The 15,941-nt window shown below is 57.7% G+C and carries 16 protein-coding genes and 1 pseudogene; 8 read left to right on the top strand and 9 right to left on the bottom strand.

Translation table 11 applies throughout. The features are described from left to right. Positions 1–150: 150 nt before the first annotated feature. The 4 genes and pseudogenes from ACA048_RS21660 to ACA048_RS21645 all read right to left on the bottom strand — a co-directional run bounded on the left by ACA048_RS21660 (position 151) and on the right by ACA048_RS21645 (position 4,373). A complete protein-coding gene (locus ACA048_RS21660; RefSeq protein WP_497626210.1) occupies positions 151–1,983 on the bottom strand; it encodes an ABC transporter ATP-binding protein in 1,833 nt (610 codons plus the stop codon). 85 nt (positions 1,984–2,068) lie between these two features. Further along, on the bottom strand, positions 2,069–2,626 hold the full coding sequence (locus tag ACA048_RS21655; protein WP_497626209.1) for a peptidylprolyl isomerase: 558 nt from the start codon (positions 2,624–2,626) through the stop codon (positions 2,069–2,071). Between the two features lie 3 nt (positions 2,627–2,629). Then, positions 2,630–3,435: pseudogene (locus ACA048_RS21650) on the bottom strand (alpha/beta fold hydrolase). Between the two features lie 14 nt (positions 3,436–3,449). Then, positions 3,450–4,373 carry a PA3225 family LysR-type transcriptional regulator gene (locus ACA048_RS21645; protein WP_046033335.1) on the bottom strand — a complete coding sequence of 308 codons (924 nt, stop codon included), beginning with the start codon at positions 4,371–4,373 and terminating at the stop codon, positions 3,450–3,452. 49 nt (positions 4,374–4,422) lie between these two features. Between ACA048_RS21645 and ACA048_RS21640 the strand changes: the two genes are divergently transcribed. The 5 genes from ACA048_RS21640 to ACA048_RS21620 all read left to right on the top strand — a co-directional run bounded on the left by ACA048_RS21640 (position 4,423) and on the right by ACA048_RS21620 (position 8,853). Further along, the gene (locus ACA048_RS21640) at positions 4,423–4,737 is read left to right on the top strand and encodes a 3-phosphoglycerate kinase (RefSeq protein ID WP_497626208.1); all 315 of its coding nucleotides are present in this window, start codon (positions 4,423–4,425) and stop codon (positions 4,735–4,737) included. Between the two features lie 229 nt (positions 4,738–4,966). Next, positions 4,967–5,566: an FMN-dependent NADH-azoreductase gene (locus tag ACA048_RS21635; protein ID WP_497626207.1), complete on the top strand. Its 600-nt coding sequence runs from the start codon at positions 4,967–4,969 to the stop codon at positions 5,564–5,566. Between the two features lie 343 nt (positions 5,567–5,909). Next, positions 5,910–6,776, top strand: coding sequence for a carboxylate/amino acid/amine transporter (locus ACA048_RS21630; protein WP_497626206.1), 867 nt, complete (start codon positions 5,910–5,912; stop codon positions 6,774–6,776). Positions 6,777–6,847: 71 nt separating this feature from the next. Then, complete coding sequence (locus ACA048_RS21625) at positions 6,848–8,314, top strand: S41 family peptidase (protein ID WP_497626205.1); 1,467 nt, start codon at positions 6,848–6,850, stop codon at positions 8,312–8,314. 8 nt (positions 8,315–8,322) lie between these two features. Next, positions 8,323–8,853 (top strand): MepB family protein, encoded by a 531-nt coding sequence (locus tag ACA048_RS21620; RefSeq protein ID WP_497626204.1) that lies wholly within the window; start codon positions 8,323–8,325, stop codon positions 8,851–8,853. Positions 8,854–8,899: 46 nt separating this feature from the next. On the opposite strand, the gene ACA048_RS21615 is transcribed toward ACA048_RS21620, so the two are convergent. Beyond that, the gene (locus tag ACA048_RS21615; protein ID WP_497626203.1) at positions 8,900–9,787 is read right to left on the bottom strand and encodes a LysR family transcriptional regulator; all 888 of its coding nucleotides are present in this window, start codon (positions 9,785–9,787) and stop codon (positions 8,900–8,902) included. Between the two features lie 159 nt (positions 9,788–9,946). Here ACA048_RS21615 and ACA048_RS21610 point away from each other — a divergent pair, with 159 nt between their 5' ends. Further along, positions 9,947–10,591: a hydrolase gene (locus tag ACA048_RS21610; protein ID WP_027925826.1), complete on the top strand. Its 645-nt coding sequence runs from the start codon at positions 9,947–9,949 to the stop codon at positions 10,589–10,591. A 133-nt stretch (positions 10,592–10,724) separates the two neighbouring features. Here the strand turns inward: ACA048_RS21610 and ACA048_RS21605 are convergent, their stop codons facing one another. Then, positions 10,725–12,023 (bottom strand): mechanosensitive ion channel family protein, encoded by a 1,299-nt coding sequence (locus ACA048_RS21605; protein WP_497626202.1) that lies wholly within the window; start codon positions 12,021–12,023, stop codon positions 10,725–10,727. A gap of 192 nt (positions 12,024–12,215) precedes the next feature. On the opposite strand from ACA048_RS21605, the gene ACA048_RS21600 reads away from it, so the two are divergent. Next, positions 12,216–13,562 carry a DEAD/DEAH box helicase gene (locus ACA048_RS21600; protein ID WP_027925824.1) on the top strand — a complete coding sequence of 449 codons (1,347 nt, stop codon included), beginning with the start codon at positions 12,216–12,218 and terminating at the stop codon, positions 13,560–13,562. Positions 13,563–13,630: 68 nt separating this feature from the next. Here the strand turns inward: ACA048_RS21600 and ACA048_RS21595 are convergent, their stop codons facing one another. The 3 genes from ACA048_RS21595 to ACA048_RS21585 all read right to left on the bottom strand — a co-directional run bounded on the left by ACA048_RS21595 (position 13,631) and on the right by ACA048_RS21585 (position 15,256). Beyond that, complete coding sequence (locus ACA048_RS21595) at positions 13,631–13,906, bottom strand: hypothetical protein (RefSeq protein WP_497626201.1); 276 nt, start codon at positions 13,904–13,906, stop codon at positions 13,631–13,633. A gap of 84 nt (positions 13,907–13,990) precedes the next feature. Continuing rightward, positions 13,991–14,461 (bottom strand): AraC family transcriptional regulator, encoded by a 471-nt coding sequence (locus ACA048_RS21590; protein WP_497626200.1) that lies wholly within the window; start codon positions 14,459–14,461, stop codon positions 13,991–13,993. Between the two features lie 60 nt (positions 14,462–14,521). Continuing rightward, positions 14,522–15,256 carry a DUF899 domain-containing protein gene (locus tag ACA048_RS21585; protein ID WP_497626199.1) on the bottom strand — a complete coding sequence of 245 codons (735 nt, stop codon included), beginning with the start codon at positions 15,254–15,256 and terminating at the stop codon, positions 14,522–14,524. A 178-nt stretch (positions 15,257–15,434) separates the two neighbouring features. On the opposite strand from ACA048_RS21585, the gene ACA048_RS21580 reads away from it, so the two are divergent. After that, a complete protein-coding gene (locus tag ACA048_RS21580; RefSeq protein WP_497626198.1) occupies positions 15,435–15,824 on the top strand; it encodes a transcriptional regulator in 390 nt (129 codons plus the stop codon). Positions 15,825–15,941 lie beyond the last annotated feature (117 nt).

Here is a 15,941-nt window from a genome sequence, read left to right as displayed (position 1 = left end):
CCACCTCCAGAACCTTGGCTGAGTACAGCAGGCTTTTTTTTAAATTCCAGTGCCATAAAAAACCGCCAGAGCCCGTGGTTGAGAGGCTGAGGCGGTTTTTTGTATTTCGACGATCCCCTGTGGGAGCGAGGGGATAGGGGTGATTTTGAATTAATCGATTCCGACAAATCCCCCGGTCTGGTGCTGCCACAACCGTGCATACAACCCGCCATGGGCCAGCAGTTCGGCGTGGGTGCCGGTTTCGGCGATCTTGCCGTTTTCCAGCACCACCAGGCGGTCCATCCGGGCAATGGTCGAGAGACGGTGGGCGATGGCGATCACGGTTTTGCCCTGCATCAGGGTTTCCAGGCTTTCCTGGATTGCCGCTTCCACTTCCGAATCGAGGGCCGACGTCGCCTCGTCCATGATCAGGATCGGCGCATCCTTGAGCAGCACGCGGGCAATCGCTATCCGCTGACGCTGACCGCCAGACAGTTTCACCCCACGCTCACCCACATGCGCGTCAAAACCAGTGCGACCTTCGGCATCCGAGAGCAACGGGATGAACTCGTCGGCGCGGGCCTTGTGCACCGCGTCCCAGAGTTCGGCGTCGGTGGCGTCGGGTTTGCCATACAACAAGTTGTCGCGGATCGAGCGGTGCAGCAGCGACGTGTCCTGAGTGATCATGCCGATACGCTCGCGCAGGCTCTCCTGGCCGACTTCAGCGATGTTCTGGCCGTCGATGAGGATGCGCCCTCCCTCCACGTCATACAGGCGCAGCAGCAGGTTGACCAAGGTTGATTTGCCGGCGCCGGACGGACCAATCAAGCCGATCTTTTCACCCGCTTTGATGTTGAGATTGAGGTCGCCGATGATCCCGCTCTTTTTGCCGTAGTGGAAATCCACATGCTCAAAACGCACTTCGCCGCGGGCGACGGCCAGTGGTTTGGCCTCGTCTCGATCCATCACGCTGACCGGTTGAGAGATGGTCTGCAAGCCGTCCTGAACCATGCCGATGTTTTCGAAGATGCCGGTCACCACCCACATGATCCAGCCGGACATGTTGACGATGCGGATCACCAGGCCCGTGGCCAGGGCAATCGCGCCCACGGTGATCAGCGACTGCGTCCACAGCCATAGGGCCAGGCCGGTGGTGGTGACGATCAGCAACCCGTTCATGCTGGTGATGACCACGTCCATGCTGGTGACCACACGGCCGGCCAGTTGCGCCTTGACCGTCTGTTCTTCGATGGCCTCCTTGGCATACTGCTGTTCGAAATTGGTGTGGGCGAACAGCTTCAGCGTGGTGATGTTGGTGTAGCCGTCGACGATCCGCCCCATCAGTTTGGAACGCGCATCGGAAGACACCACCGAACGCTCTTTGACCCGTGGCACGAAGTAGTAGAGCGCACCCATGTAAGCAGCGATCCAGCTCAGCAGCGGGATCATCAGGCGCCAGTCGGCTTCGGCAAACAACACCAGCGAACTGATCGCGTAGATCAGTACGTGCCACAGCGCGTCCACTGCTTGCACCGCCGAATCGCGCAACGAGTTGCCGGTCTGCATGATGCGCTGGGCGATGCGCCCGGCGAAGTCGTTCTGGAAGAAATTGAGGCTCTGTTTGAGCACGTAACTGTGGTTCTGCCAGCGGATCATGCTGGTCATGCTGGGGCTCAGGGTCTGGTGCACCAACAGGTCATGCAGGCCGACGAACACCGGGCGCAGGATCAGCGCCACCACCGCCATCCAGGCCAGTTCGATGCCGTGTTCCTTGAAGAAATTGACGTTGGGTGTGCCCTGGGCGAGGTCGATGATGCGGCTCAGGTAGCTGAACAGCGCCACTTCGATCAGCGCACCAAACAGGCCGACGATCAGCAGGGCGACGAAACTCGGCCAGACCTGCTTCAGGTAATAGGTATAGAAAGGGAAAACCCGATCCGGAGGGGCTGCCGTCGGTGCGTCGCGGAATATGTCGATCAGTTTTTCAAAACGGCGATAAAGCATCAGTTCTCCGCCCGCGCACGGGCTCTCCTTTGAACAGTGTGAGCGGCGCCGCAGGCCGGCAGCCGCTCAAGACTTCCTGTGAAGCTTAGTCGATGACTTTGGCCGACTTGATGAACACAGGATCGGCGGGCACGTCTTTCATACCGCCGCGCATAGTGGTTGGCGAGTTGACGATGACGTCCACCACGTCCATGCCTTTCACGACTTTACCGAACACGGCATAACCATCACCGTTGTCGAGGAAATCGTTGTCCTTGACGTTGATGAAGAACTGGCTGGTGGCCGAATCAGGTGCCGAAGTGCGTGCCATAGACAAGGTGCCACGAACGTTGACCAGGCCGTTCTTGTGTTCGTTTTTGATCGCGTCCTTGGTTACTTTTTGTTCCATTTGTTGGGTGAAGCCGCCGCCCTGGACCATGAAGCCCGGGATCACACGGTGGAAAATCGTGTTGTTGTAGAAGCCGCTGTTCACGTAATCAAGAAAGTTCTTGGTACTTATCGGCGCCTTGACCGGGTCCAGCTCGATTTCGATCTGGCCGTTGGTGGTATCCAGCAACACGTGCGGTGCCTTGGCTGGCGTGGCGGCCATCAGGTTGGCGGCAAACAGAACGGAACCGGCGACGAGGGCGATTTTTTTCAGCATGGGTCAGTGATCCTGATTGGAGTGGTGTCGACTGCGGTAAGAAACTCGAGCAGTGTTTGGTTGAAGCGTTCGGGTTGGTCCAGCGGGGTGGCGTGGCGTGAATCCGCGATCACCACCAACCGCGCATCGGGCAGCAGTTTTACATAGGTTTCCTTCAGCGCCACCGGCGTGTAATCACGGTCTGCACTGACGATGAGGGTTGGACAGGCGACCTTCGAAAGTCGTTCCTGAACCCCCCAGCCAACGATGGCATCGAAACTGGCGAGATAAGCATGTTTGTCGTTTTTTGCCCAGCGCTCGGCCATCTTCTGACGCAAGTCAGCCTGATCCGGATTCGGGAACAGCTTGCCGCCGAGCGCCTTGCCGATAGTGCCCAAGCTGAGGACACGCATCAGGCTCCAGCGTTTGAACCACTGCCAATAATCGTCGCGACTGCGCAATTTGACCTGTGGCGCGCTGTTGACGATGGTCAGGCTTTTGAGCAATTTCGGTTGGTCCACGGCCAGTTGAAAGCCGATCATGCCGCCCATTGAAAGCCCCACGTAATGCACCGGGCCGAGGTTCAAATACTCGATCAGCGCGACCACGTCGGCGCTGAAGCCGGCGATGCTGTATCGCTCACGGGGTTTGTCGGAACGACCGTGGCCGCGCACATCCGGGACGATCACCCGGTAGCGCGCGGACAGTGCCGGAATCTGCATTTCCCAGTCCAGCGTGCTGGACCCTAAGCCATGGACCAGCAGCAACGGCGTGCCATGGCCGTATTCCTCGTAGTGCAGGTTGCAACCTTCGTGTTCGAAATAGGCCATGCATTCACTCCTTGTCAGGCTTGTTCAGGCGCAGCAAAAGGCGCGTCCAGTGGTGCGGTGTCGAAGGTGCGCAGCAGTTCGATGAGAATCTGCGTCGCAGGTCCCAAGGGTTTGTCCTTGTTTGAATACAGGTAGAAACTCGGGTTACGACTGCCGCCCTGATCCAACGGTAGCAGCTTGAGCGTACCTTCTTTGAGTTCCCGTTCAATCATGTGCCTGGGCAGCCAGGCGAACCCCAGGCCGCTGCTGACAAACGTCGCGGCGGTGGCCAGGCTGCCGACGGTCCAGCGCTGTTCGGCACCGAGCCAGCCGACATCGCGCGGCTGCTGCCGCCCGGAGTCGCGGATCACCACTTGCATCTGGCTTTCCAGGTCCTGGAAATTCAGCTCACGGTTGAGGCGGTGCAGCGCATGTTCGGGGTGGGCGACTGCGACGAATTCGACATCGCTCAATTCCGCGCCCAAATAGCCTGGAATGCTCAAACCGGTGATTGCCAGGTCGGCCACGCCTTCGAGCAGGACTTCCTCCACCCCCGACAGCACCTCTTCGCGCAGACGAACCCGGCAGCCACGGCTTTGCGGCATGAACGCGGTCAAGGCGCGGACGAGGCGGGCGCTCGGGTATGCAGCGTCGACCACCAGCCGCACTTCGGCTTCCCAACCTTGCTCCATGTGATGGGCCAGGTCTTCCAGCTGACTGGCCTGTTTCACCAGTTGTCGCGAGCGACGCAGCAACACGCCACCGGCTTCGGTCAACACGGCTTTACGTCCGTCGATGCGCAACAGCGGCACCCCGAGTTGGTCCTGCATGCGTGCCACGGTGTAGCTCACCGACGATTGCGAGCGGTGCAGCGCTTCGGCGGCCTGGGCGAAACCACCGTGGTCGACCACGGCCTGCAACGTTCGCCATTGATCAAGGGTCACGCGGGGCGCTTTCATGAATGGCTCCTCTTGTCCTAAGCTGGCAGCCCTTTATGGAGACTGCTGAATGAAAAAGCTTTGTTGTGTGCTGCTGGCGATGCTGCCGCTGACGGCGTTTGCTTATCCGATTGATGTGCAGAAAAGCCTCAACGGCATGAAGATCGACTACATCACCTACGACACCGATAACGACATGGGCTCCATCCGGGTGGCTAACTACGGCGACGTTGATGCGAGTTGCAAAGCGGTTTTCAGCAATGGCCCGGAAGCACCGCGTACTCGCAAGATCGATGTGCCCGCCGGAAAACACAAAGACGCCACAGCCAAGTTCACCCGCAGCATTATCAAGCTGCGTATCGAGCTGACCTGCACGCCGAAATGAATTCAATCCCCTGTAGGAGCGGGCTTGCTCGCGAAGGCGGTGTATCAGACAACATTAGTATCGACTGACACTGCGCCTTCGCGAGCAAGCCCGCTCCCACAAGGTATGCTCAGCTTATAAACGAATTAATTGATTGGTTATAGCAGTTATTTGCGCTTTTTCATCGATATGACTCTGTTTAACCTTCACTCCATCGCCTTACAGCATTCTCAGATGGAGCCTACATCCCATGTCACGCGTTCTGATCATCGAAAGCAGCGCCCGTCAGCAAGACTCGGTTTCCCGCCAACTGACCCAGACCTTCATCAGCCAGTGGAAAACTGCTCATCCGGCCGACCAGATCACTGTGCGAGACCTGGCCGTCAAGCCGGTGCCGCACCTGGACATCAACCTGCTGGGCGGCTGGATGAAACCTGCCGAGCAACGCAGTGACCTCGAACAGGCTTCGCTGGAGCGCTCCAACCAGTTGACCGATGAGCTGCTGGCCGCCGACGTGCTGGTCATGGCTGCACCGATGTACAACTTCGCCATCCCCAGCACGCTTAAAGCCTGGCTCGACCATGTGCTGCGTGCGGGCGTGACCTTCAAATACACCGACACCGGCCCGCATGGTTTGCTCAGCGGCAAGCGTGCCTACGTGTTGACCGCTCGCGGCGGGATCTACGCTGGCAGCACCGCGGATCACCAGGAACCGTACCTGCGTCAGGTCATGGCTTTCATCGGCATTCACGACGTGACCTTCATTCACGCCGAAGGCATGAACCTGGGCGGCGACTTCCACGAGAAGGGCCTGAACCAGGCCAACGCCAAGCTTTCCCAAGTGGCATGAGGCTTTAATCGCCAGATAATCCCTTGATGTTCAAGTGACCTGGCGCAACCCCTTCAAGGCTTTACGCGCATCGAACCTCCCTTTGCACTTATTGCTCTGAGTGCTGTTGCCCGATTGAACGCTTAGCGAGATCGGGTTTTTTTTGCCCGTAATTTGATGGGCACGCACATAACCCTGTAGGAGCTGAGCTTGCTCGCGATGGGGGTGCCACATTCAACATGGATGTCGGCTGGTACTCCGCTATCGCGAGCAAGCTCAGCTCCTACAGGGGTGTGTGTCGCCTGACGATTCGCAGTGATGGGAAAAACCCGCTATCGTCGCCGCCATTCAAAACGAGGCGAGCATGGGCTATCTACTTTTTGTCACGCTGATCCAGGCGTTTTCCTTCAGTTTGATCGGCGAATACCTGGCGGGTCACGTCGACAGTTATTTCGCGGTACTGGTGCGCGTGGTGCTGGCGGGGCTGGTGTTCATTCCGCTGACGCGCTGGCGTTCGGTGGAGCCTGCGTTCATGCGCGGCATGCTGTTGATCGGCGCGTTGCAGTTCGGCGTGACCTACGTCTGCCTGTACCTGAGCTTTCGGGTGCTGACAGTCCCGGAGGTGTTGCTGTTCACCATCCTCACGCCGCTGCACGTGACCTTGATCGAAGATGCGCTGAACCGGCGCTTCAATCCGTGGGCATTGATTGCGGCGGTGGTGGCGGTGATGGGGGCAGCGGTGATTCGTTACGACCGGATCAACCCGGATTTCTTCATGGGGTTCCTGCTGCTGCAACTGGCCAACTTCACCTACGCGGCCGGGCAGGTGTTGTACAAACACCTGGTGGCGCGCCATCCGAGCGATCTGCCGCACTACCGCCGATTCGGTTACTTCTATCTGGGTGCATTAGCGGTGGCCTTGCCGGCGTTTCTGCTGTTTGGCAAACAGAACTTCCTGCCCGAAGCGCCTCTGCAATGGGGCGTGCTGGTGTTCCTCGGCCTGGTCTCGACCGCGCTCGGTTTGTATTGGTGGAACAAAGGCGCCTGCCTGGTAAACGGTGGGACGTTGGCGGTGATGAACAACCTGCATGTGCCCGTGGGCTTGCTGATCAATCTGTTGATCTGGAATCAGCATGAGGAGTTGGGGCGGTTGTTCCTCGGTGGATCGGTGATTTTGATGGCGGTGTGGATCAGTCGGTTGGGTATCAGGCGCGCAGTCAACCTCGTGTAGGCGCTACTGCAGCTGAAGCGGAAGAGGTTCAGCTGGTCAGCCATGGAGAAGTGAGCTAAGGGAATGCCCGCATGAAAATTGCGTACAAAAAAATAGTGTTGGCTGTCTGTCTGTGTGCTGGCTTGACGGGGCCGGACGTTGAAGCCGAAGTGCCATCAGACGCAAAAAATTGGAAAAATCTAACCATCAATGATCTTTCTGTCATGCGACAACTGATAGTTAGTTCTCATCCAGGCGCTATTGATAGCAGTAATGAGACTTTTACACACTGGGTTGAACGGGGTTATTTGCAAGCAAGTCAGCTGTCCGAACGTGTCAACTCAAGGAAAGACTCTCAAGCCGTGCTGAATTTTTACATTGCGGGTTTCAAGGATGGGCACGTAGGGCTGAATCAACCTGATCAAGGAGGTTCTTCCTGGGCAGGTTTTATTTTGGATGGGCAGGGGCAGAGTTTCGTTGTAAAAAACGTCGCTAAAAATTGGCCTGTGCCGTTACCGCCGATGGGTTCCAGGGTTATATCGTGTGATAACAAGTCAGTCCGCGAGATACTGGAGAGTGAACTATCTCCTTATATTGATCGGAGACTTGAACTAAAATCGACTTGGTTACATTTAGCTAAGCAGCTAACGGTCGATGATGCCAACTATCCGGTGCTGGAGAGGGTTTTATCCAAAAGCTGCTTGGTTGTTCTCCCCAATGGGGCAAGACAAAACTTTACTTTATTGTGGCAAGAAGATCGGGGGCAGTTGGACGCTTTTCTACACCAGCCTCAACCGCCACAAACTCTCAAGGATTTGGGGGACGGGCAATATTGGATACATGTATCCAATTTCATGCCATCAGCAGCCGAGAATGCTTCCCTCGATAAAATGCTCGACGTCATCAAGCGTATCGATGATGCCAAGCTGGTTGTGCTTGATACACGAGGCAATCGCGGTGGTAACAGTTTGGTTGGCGCTGAAATACTTTCTGCTCTGTTGGGCTCGCAATTGGTAAAAAGCTTGGATGAGTCATCTGCGTATGCGATGTGGCGAGTTTCTCCATTTGCACTTTCAACGCTCGATCAAGCTTTAACTACTATGGAAAGCGACTATGGAAAAAATAGTGAGGCTTATAAGTTTGTTTTCAGCTTATCCAAGTCGATGGAACTAGCGCTTCACGAGAAAAAAGACTGGTTGCGACAGCCGAGCACTTCCTCGGTCGATCAAGAGGGTTCGAGAGGATTCAATGCTCAAGGTTTCAAAGGTAAGCTTGCATTGGTAACTGACTCATTTTGCGCGAGTGCCTGTCTAGACTTTGCGGACGTCGTTCTTGCCATTCCGGGGGTTGTCCACTTAGGGGCGTCAACGAGCGGCGATACAGTTTATATGGATATAGGCTCTCAAACACTGCCAAGTGGTGCGCAGTTCTGGATGCCGTTAAAGTTATGGAGGGGGCGCGTGCGGGGAAATAATCAAAGTTATGATCCGCAATTTGTTTTTGATGGCGATATAAATGACACCGCGGCAGTTCAAAAATGGGTTCTTAATAACTTATGATCCGATCAGTGCCATTCCTCAAGCACAGCGATAACCTTCCACACGAACTGGTCGCCGCCATCGAGCAAATGTACAAACCAGCAGGCATGACTTTGACGCACGAGGCTCAGCGCGAGCCGCAGAGTGCCGAGTACGAAGCTTGCCGCCTTGGCCTCGATGACCAGGTTGTGGTCTTCCGTGTGGCGAAAACCACGCCGACCAAGATTGGCCAGTTCGTTACGCTATGGAAGCGGCCGACGTCGACCAGCGAGATTGCACCGTTCGACACCGGCGATGGCGTCGCTTTTGTGGTGGTGAGCGTTGCTGATGACACGCACCGCGGACATTTTGTGTTCGATCAGAAAATACTGGCCGCCAAAGGGGTCATGTCGATTGACGGTGTCGGTGGCAAGCGCGCGATTCGCGTCTATCCGCCGTGGGCCAGACCTGTCGCAAAACAGGCGATCAGGACGCAGCAATGGCAGCTGAAGTATTTCCTCGCGCTTGAACACAACGGCAGCGCCGACGCGGATCAGGTGCGCCGACTCTTCGGGCAATAGACACCTTACCTTGTGGGAGTGAGCTCACTCCTACAAGGGATGTGCGTTACTTCTCTGCCAACTGCGCCACCAAAAACTCAATAAAAGTGCGGGTCTTCTGCGGGACCCGTCGTGCCGAAGGGTACACCGCGTTAATGGTGATCACGGGCGCCTGCCATTCGCACATTACTGGCACCAGGCGGCCTGCCGCCAGCGCATCCTCGACAATGAAGTCAGGCAGCAGGGCGATGCCCATCCCGGCTTCGGCGGCCTGAGCGAGCAAGTCGCCATTGTTGGCGTGCAAGGGGCCGGTCACGTTGACCCGCTGGGTTTCCTGGCCGTTGCACAACTGCAGGCTGACGCCGCTTTGCAGGTACCCGTAATTGAGGCACTGGTGCGCGCGCAAGTCTTGCGGGGTCTGCGGTATGCCGGCGCGCGCCAGATACGCCGGGGACGCCACCATGATTCGCGGTGCCGGTGCCAGTTGCCGGGCAATCATCGTCGAGTCCGGCAGGCTGGCGATGCGGATGGTCACGTCGAAACCACCGCGCACCGGGTCAACCTGCTGGTCGCTGAGCACCAGTTGCAACTCGATGTTCGGGTGCTGCTCATGAAACAGCGGGATCAATGGCCCAAGGCGGCGCAAGCCAAAGGACATCGGCGCATTGACCCGTAACACCCCGCGCAATTCGCCGATGCCGTTACGCGCTCGCTGTTCGGCCTCGTCCAGCGAGGCCAAAACTTCGCGCGCAGCATCGAAGTATTCGGCACCTGCCTCGGTCAGGTGCAGGCTGCGGGTGGTGCGCTGCAGCAATTGCACGCCGATCGCGTCCTCCAGCGCCTGAATCTGTTTGCTGACTTTTGATCGCGGCACATCCATTGCCCGTGCAGCGGCGGCGAAGCCGTTCTCGCCGACCGTGACGACAAAGGCGCGCATGCATTCAATGCGATCCATGATTGTCCCTGTTTTAGAATCAATGATTCTCGATTTTAGGGAATTGTCCCTTTCTATACCAGCCCCTAAAGTGACATCCAAGCCGACGACAACGCCGCTGAAGGCAACGTCGACTCACCCATTACTCACTTTGAAAATCGACATCAAAAGGAACGCGCCATGTCTATCCGTGAACTGCTCAACCCAACCAATTCCGCCCTGATCCTGATCGACCACCAGCCTCAAATGGCGTTCGGTGTGCAGTCGATCGACCGTCAAACGCTGAAAAACAACACGGTAGGCCTGGCCAAGGCCGCGAAGATCTTCAACGTGCCGACCATCTACACCTCGGTGGAAACCGAAAGCTTCAGCGGTTACATCTGGCCCGAGCTGCTGGCGGTTCACCCGGAGCAAAAGCCGATCGAGCGCACCTCGATGAACTCGTGGGAGGACAAGGCGCTGGTTGACGCGGTAAAAGCCACCGGCCGCAAAAAACTGATCATTGCCGCGCTGTGGACCGAGGTCTGCCTGACCTTCCCGGCCCTGGAAGCCCTGGCTGAAGGTTACGAGGTGTACATCGTCACTGACGCCTCTGGCGGCACCACCAAGGAAGCGCACGACATGTCGGTGCAGCGGATGATTCAGGCGGGTGCGGTGCCGGTGACCTGGCAACAGGTTCTGCTTGAGTACCAACGTGACTGGGCACACAAGGACACCTACGAAGCGGTGATGGAATTGGTGCTGGAACACAGCGGCGCGTATGGCATGGGCGTGGATTACGCTTACACCATGGTGCACAAGGCGCCGCAGCGCCAGGTCAAGTAACGCGCAAATCTCGGAAAAGATGCAAACCCATGTAGGAGCGGGCTTGCCCGCGAAGGCGTAGTGTCAGTCAATAGATTCGTTGACTGACACTCTGCTTTCGCGGGCAAGCCCGCTCGTACAGGGGGGTTGGGTGTTACATGATGTGTTTTTCGGCGTCGGGAATGTGGCTTGCGCCCAGCATCGCCGGCAACAACCCGGCCCGTAAATCCCCACCACTCGGCTGCTGGTAAAGACCCAACCCAAACTCCGGCAGCACCGCCAGCAAGTAATCGAAAATATCCCCCTGAATTCGCTCGTAATCCGCCCACGCCGTGGTGCTGGTGAAGCAGTAGATTTCCAGCGGAATGCCCTGCGCGGTGGTCTGCATCTGGCGGACCATGCAGGTCATGCCGGGTTGAATCTCGGGGTGACTTTTCAGATACGCCAATGCATAAGCCCGGAAGGTCCCAATGTTGGTCATCCGACGACGGTTGGCGGACATGGAGGCTACATTGCCCTGCGCTTCGTTCCAGGCTTTGAGTTCAGCCTGTTTGCGACCGATGTAATCGGTCAGCAAATGCACCTGCGACAACTTCTGCTCTTCGTCATCGCGGATGAAACGCACGCCGCTGGCGTCGATGAACAGGCTGCGCTTGATCCGTCGACCACCGGATTGCTGCATGCCACGCCAGTTCTTGAACGACTCGGACATCAAGCGCCAGGTCGGGATCGAGACGATGGTTTTATCGAAGTTCTGCACTTTCACCGTATGCAACGTGATGTCGACCACGTCACCGTCAGCGCCGACTTGCGGCATCTCGATCCAGTCGCCCACCCGCAGCATGTCATTGCTGGTCAGTTGCACGCTGGCCACGAACGACAGCAGGGTGTCCTTGTAGACCAATATGATCACCGCCGACATGGCACCCAGCCCCGAAAGCAGCAACAGCGGCGAACGGTCGATCAGGGTGGATACGATGACGATCGCACCCAGCACGTACAACACCATTTTCGTCAGTTGCACGTACCCCTTGATCGAGCGGGTACGGGCGTGTTCGGTGCGCGCGTAGATGTCCAGCAAGGCGCTGAGCAGGGCGCTGAACGCCAGCAGCAGGAACAGAAGGGTGAACGCCAGCGCGACATTGCCAAGGAAATTCAGGCTGGTCTTGCTCAGCTCCGGCACCAGGTGCAAGCCGAACTGGATCACCAGCGACGGTGTCATCTGGGCCAGGCGATGAAAGACCTTGTTGTGCCGAAAGTCATTGATCCAGTGCAGCGCCGGTTGGCGCCCGAGCATTTTGGTCGCGTGAAGAATGAGGTAACGCGCCACTCGTCCGACGACCAGCGCAATGACCAATAACAGCATCAGCGTCAGGCTTGAATGCACGAGCGGGTGCTGATCGAGGGCACCCCAGAGGTCCTGGACGTTGAGCCAGAGCTGTTTGATATCCATGGGCTAAAACGATTCTCCTGAAGGACGCGATCGGGCGATTAGAGCATTTAAGAGGGTTTGGATGACGTTTGAAGACAAATCAGGCAACAAAAAGCCACTGTTTACCGTCGTTTTCACAAAGAAACTCGGCCTTAGCGCTCGAAACCGTTACCCTATGCAGCTGTTTTTTTGTATTTCTTCGAGGTAGCACCCGTGTTTTCCCAATTCGCCCTGCACGAACGCCTGCTCAAAGCCGTGGCCGAGCTTAAATTTGTCGAGCCAACGCCTGTGCAAGCAGCGGCTATTCCGCTGGCGCTCCAAGGGCGTGACCTGCGGGTGACTGCGCAAACCGGTAGCGGCAAAACCGCTGCCTTCGTTTTGCCGATCCTCAACCGTCTGATCGGCCCGGCTAAAGTCCGCGTCAGCATCAAGACCCTGATCCTGCTGCCGACCCGCGAGCTGGCTCAGCAGACCATCAAGGAAGTCGAGCGCTTCGCCCAGTTCACGTTCATCAAGTCCGGCCTGATCACCGGCGGTGAAGACTTCAAGGTCCAGGCCGCCATGTTGCGCAAGGTGCCGGACATCCTGATCGGTACGCCGGGCCGGATGATCGAGCAACTGAACGCCGGCAACCTCGACCTCAAAGAAGTTGAAGTGCTGGTCCTCGACGAAGCCGACCGCATGCTCGACATGGGCTTTGCCGATGACGTGCAGCGTCTGGTGGCCGAGTGCACCAACCGCCAGCAGACCATGCTGTTCTCCGCCACCACCGGTGGTTCGGGCCTGCGCGACATGGTGGCCAAGGTGTTGAACAACCCTGAGCACCTGCAGGTCAACAACGTCAGCGACCTGAACGCGACCACCCGTCAGCAGATCATCACCGCTGACCACAACGTGCATAAAGAGCAGATCCTCAACTGGTTGCTGGCCAACGAGACCTATCAGAAGGCCATCGTGTTCACCAACACCCGGGCCATGGCCGACCGCATCTACGGCCGTCTGGTGGCGCAGGAATACAAAGCGTTCGTGTTGCACGGCGACAAAGACCAGAAGGATCGCAAGCTCGCCATCGACCGCCTGAAGCAGGGCGGCGTGAAAATCCTCGTCGCCACCGACGTCGCCGCCCGCGGCCTGGACGTGGATGGCCTGGACCTGGTGATCAACTTCGACATGCCGCGCAGCGGCGACGAATACGTTCACCGTATCGGTCGTACCGGCCGTGCCGGCAACGAAGGCCTGGCAATCTCGCTGATCTGCCACGGCGACTGGAACCTGATGTCGAGCATCGAGCGCTACCTCAAGCAGAGCTTCGAGCGCCGCACCATCAAGGAAGTCAAAGGCACCTACGGCGGACCGAAAAAGGTCAAGGCCTCAGGCAAAGCCGTTGGCGTGAAGAAGAAAAAGGTCGACGCCAAAGGCGACAAGAAGAAAACCGGCGCCAAGGCACCGACCAAGCGCAAAATCGCCAACCGCCCGAAGACCGACGCCCTGTCGCTGGTCAGCAAAGACGGCATGGCGCCGCTCAAGCGCCGCAAGCCGGAAGCGCCGGCTGCTGAATAAGCCGTTGTCGTGACCCAAAAAAACCGGACAGATGTCCGGTTTTTTTATGCGCGGGATTTGTTGGTTGATCAGCTTTCGGCTTTCTTGTCCGCCGTCTGTAACTCTTTCAAACGCTGATCAATCAACTGGCACTTGTCCGGCAAGTCCTTGCTGGCTGTGCCCAGGTCCATCTTTTGCAACTCGGCGTTTATTTCTTTGGCTTTGACCGGATTCTGCTCGGTGAGCTTGGCCACTTCCTGGGCCAGTTGCTCGCGCTTGGCGGTGGCTTCCTCGGGGGTGCAGGCCCAAACGGGGAGGGCGCAGGCGAGGGTGGTGACGAGGGTGAGTTTCAGCAGGGTTTTCATAGGTGAGCCTCAGGTCCGGTTAAGGCGGGTTAATCGGTTGAGGGTTGAAGCCCGGGAAAAGTTCAGAGTTGTTGCCCGGAGGTATTACTGGTCTTTGATGGCGATGCACATGTCCATTTCCATCACGCCGGTGTTCTCGTCGTAGGAAGCCTCCACCGGATAGCGTTCGAACCCCGGACGCTGGTCGTAGGCCAAACCGCTTTGCGGCATCCACTGCCCGCACAGTTCACCCCAAGCCGCAGGAATTTCGCTACCCGTGCCTTTGAAATGGGCGACGGCGTAGCGGCCGCCGGGCAGATTAGTGGCGGCGAAGGGGTATTCGGGTTCGAAGTCGGCGGGCACTTCGACGCAGGCGTCGTAGCGGCAGAATTGCGGTGGTGTGGTGCTCGGGTCGTCGTGGCCGATGCCGTAGCGCACGCGGTTGAGCAGGTTATTTTCGATCATCCACGGGGAGACGGTTTCGCGCCAGAAGGTGCCGATTTCCGGGCCGTAGGGGCCGGTGTAGCGCAGGTAGGCGACGCGGGCTGGTGGTAGGGTTTGCAGGGTGACGTTCATTGTCTGGACCTTGGAGTCTGGTTCGTTGAGGGGGCGATGGCCGCGACTTGGTCTATGAGGCTAGCCCCCATGGCAGCAGCTAGCGGCGGCTTTTTCTTCATAACGATCGTGATGCCGCACCCATTCCATGATTTCTTCTTCATTACGGCCCTTGGGCGTGAGATCGAGGTAGTTGTAGGCGCCGACCAACAGGTCCAGACCTCGGGCGTAAGTGGAATAGGTGTGGAAGATGTCGCCAGCTTCGTTGCGATAAAACACGCTGAAGCCGGGGAGTTCTTCTTCGGCGCCGTCGGATTTTTCGTAGTTGTAAGTGGCTTTGCCGGCGGCGACGTCTTCGGCTCGGGCTGTGACGCCAAAGTCGTAGTTGAAATCGCAGCCTTCTGACGACACCCAGTCGAATTTCCAGCCCATGCGACGCTTGAAGGCCTGGAATTCGGCGAACGGTGCGTGGGAAACCGCCACGACAGCGATGTCATGGTGCGCCAGGTGTTGGTTGGCGCCGTCGATGTGGTCGGACAGGAACGAGCAGCCTGGGCATCCTTCGTCCCATCCGGCGGCGAACATGAAGTGGTAGATCAGCAGTTGACTGCGGCCGCCAAACAGGTCGGCGAGTTTCAGTTCGCCGTGGGGCCCTTGAAAGTGGTAGTCCTTGTCGATTTTCACCCAGGGCAGGGCGCGGCGTTCGGCGCTGAGTTTATCTCGTTCCTTGGTGAAGGCTTTTTCGTGGGCCAGATGTTGCTTGCGCGCGACGAGCCATTCTTCGCGGGACACCACGGGATGATTCTGAATGTTCATTCGCATTGCTCCTGCGGGAGGCTGAGAGGTGACTTACACAGCCTAGTCGTTTGGCCTACGCCAGATTCGACATACCGCCGGTCGGTGCTGCCCAAAACTTCGGCTGAACGGCTGCGCCCGGTTTCGGTCACAACCCAAGAAGGCCCTCTCAATCATGCGTTCTGGAGGTTGAAACAGGATGACCACTTATAACTGGGATTTGATCGAACGCTTGCTGCACGAGGTGCAAAACGGTGCCAGCAGCTTCACGCCACGGCCCTATGCCGAGCAATACGTGGCGGAGAAAACGGCGGAAGGCGAGCAGACGGAAAACCTCGATCACCTGAAAGCAGTGGCCGGCGAGTACGAAAAGTTACTGCTGGTACGTGGTTACATCGAGCCTCGGCCTGAGGAGCAGGGCGGTACCGGCTCGAATTACATTTTGACGCTGCGCGGCTCCAGTTTATTGAGCCTGATCGACAGCAGCATTCCGGGCAACGACCATCCGCGGCAGGTGTTGGATGAGCAAGTGGATGCGCTCGATGAAGTGACGTTTGATGAAGTGGCGTCGAGAGCGCAGATTGCCTGAACATCGCGCATAACATAGTGGGAGCGAGCCTGCTCGCGATTGCGGTTAACAGTTAACAATGATGTAACTGGTGTACCGCAATCGCGAGCAGGCTCGCTCCCACAGGGGAAATGTGTG

Source organism: Pseudomonas sp. LBUM1659, assembly GCF_059716045.1.
This window is presented reverse-complemented; position numbering and strand designations above follow the sequence as displayed.

Coding starts and splice junctions, on each gene's coding strand:
- ACA048_RS21660 (WP_497626210.1), bottom strand. CDS start 1,983: ATGCTTTATCGCCGTTTTGAAAAACTGATCGACATATTCCGCGACGCA.
- ACA048_RS21655 (WP_497626209.1), bottom strand. CDS start 2,626: ATGCTGAAAAAAATCGCCCTCGTCGCCGGTTCCGTTCTGTTTGCCGCC.
- ACA048_RS21645 (WP_046033335.1), bottom strand. CDS start 4,373: ATGAAAGCGCCCCGCGTGACCCTTGATCAATGGCGAACGTTGCAGGCC.
- ACA048_RS21640 (WP_497626208.1), top strand. CDS start 4,423: ATGAAAAAGCTTTGTTGTGTGCTGCTGGCGATGCTGCCGCTGACGGCG.
- ACA048_RS21635 (WP_497626207.1), top strand. CDS start 4,967: ATGTCACGCGTTCTGATCATCGAAAGCAGCGCCCGTCAGCAAGACTCG.
- ACA048_RS21630 (WP_497626206.1), top strand. CDS start 5,910: ATGGGCTATCTACTTTTTGTCACGCTGATCCAGGCGTTTTCCTTCAGT.
- ACA048_RS21625 (WP_497626205.1), top strand. CDS start 6,848: ATGAAAATTGCGTACAAAAAAATAGTGTTGGCTGTCTGTCTGTGTGCT.
- ACA048_RS21615 (WP_497626203.1), bottom strand. CDS start 9,787: ATGGATCGCATTGAATGCATGCGCGCCTTTGTCGTCACGGTCGGCGAG.
- ACA048_RS21610 (WP_027925826.1), top strand. CDS start 9,947: ATGTCTATCCGTGAACTGCTCAACCCAACCAATTCCGCCCTGATCCTG.
- ACA048_RS21605 (WP_497626202.1), bottom strand. CDS start 12,023: ATGGATATCAAACAGCTCTGGCTCAACGTCCAGGACCTCTGGGGTGCC.
- ACA048_RS21595 (WP_497626201.1), bottom strand. CDS start 13,906: ATGAAAACCCTGCTGAAACTCACCCTCGTCACCACCCTCGCCTGCGCC.
- ACA048_RS21590 (WP_497626200.1), bottom strand. CDS start 14,461: ATGAACGTCACCCTGCAAACCCTACCACCAGCCCGCGTCGCCTACCTG.
- ACA048_RS21585 (WP_497626199.1), bottom strand. CDS start 15,256: ATGAACATTCAGAATCATCCCGTGGTGTCCCGCGAAGAATGGCTCGTC.
- ACA048_RS21580 (WP_497626198.1), top strand. CDS start 15,435: ATGACCACTTATAACTGGGATTTGATCGAACGCTTGCTGCACGAGGTG.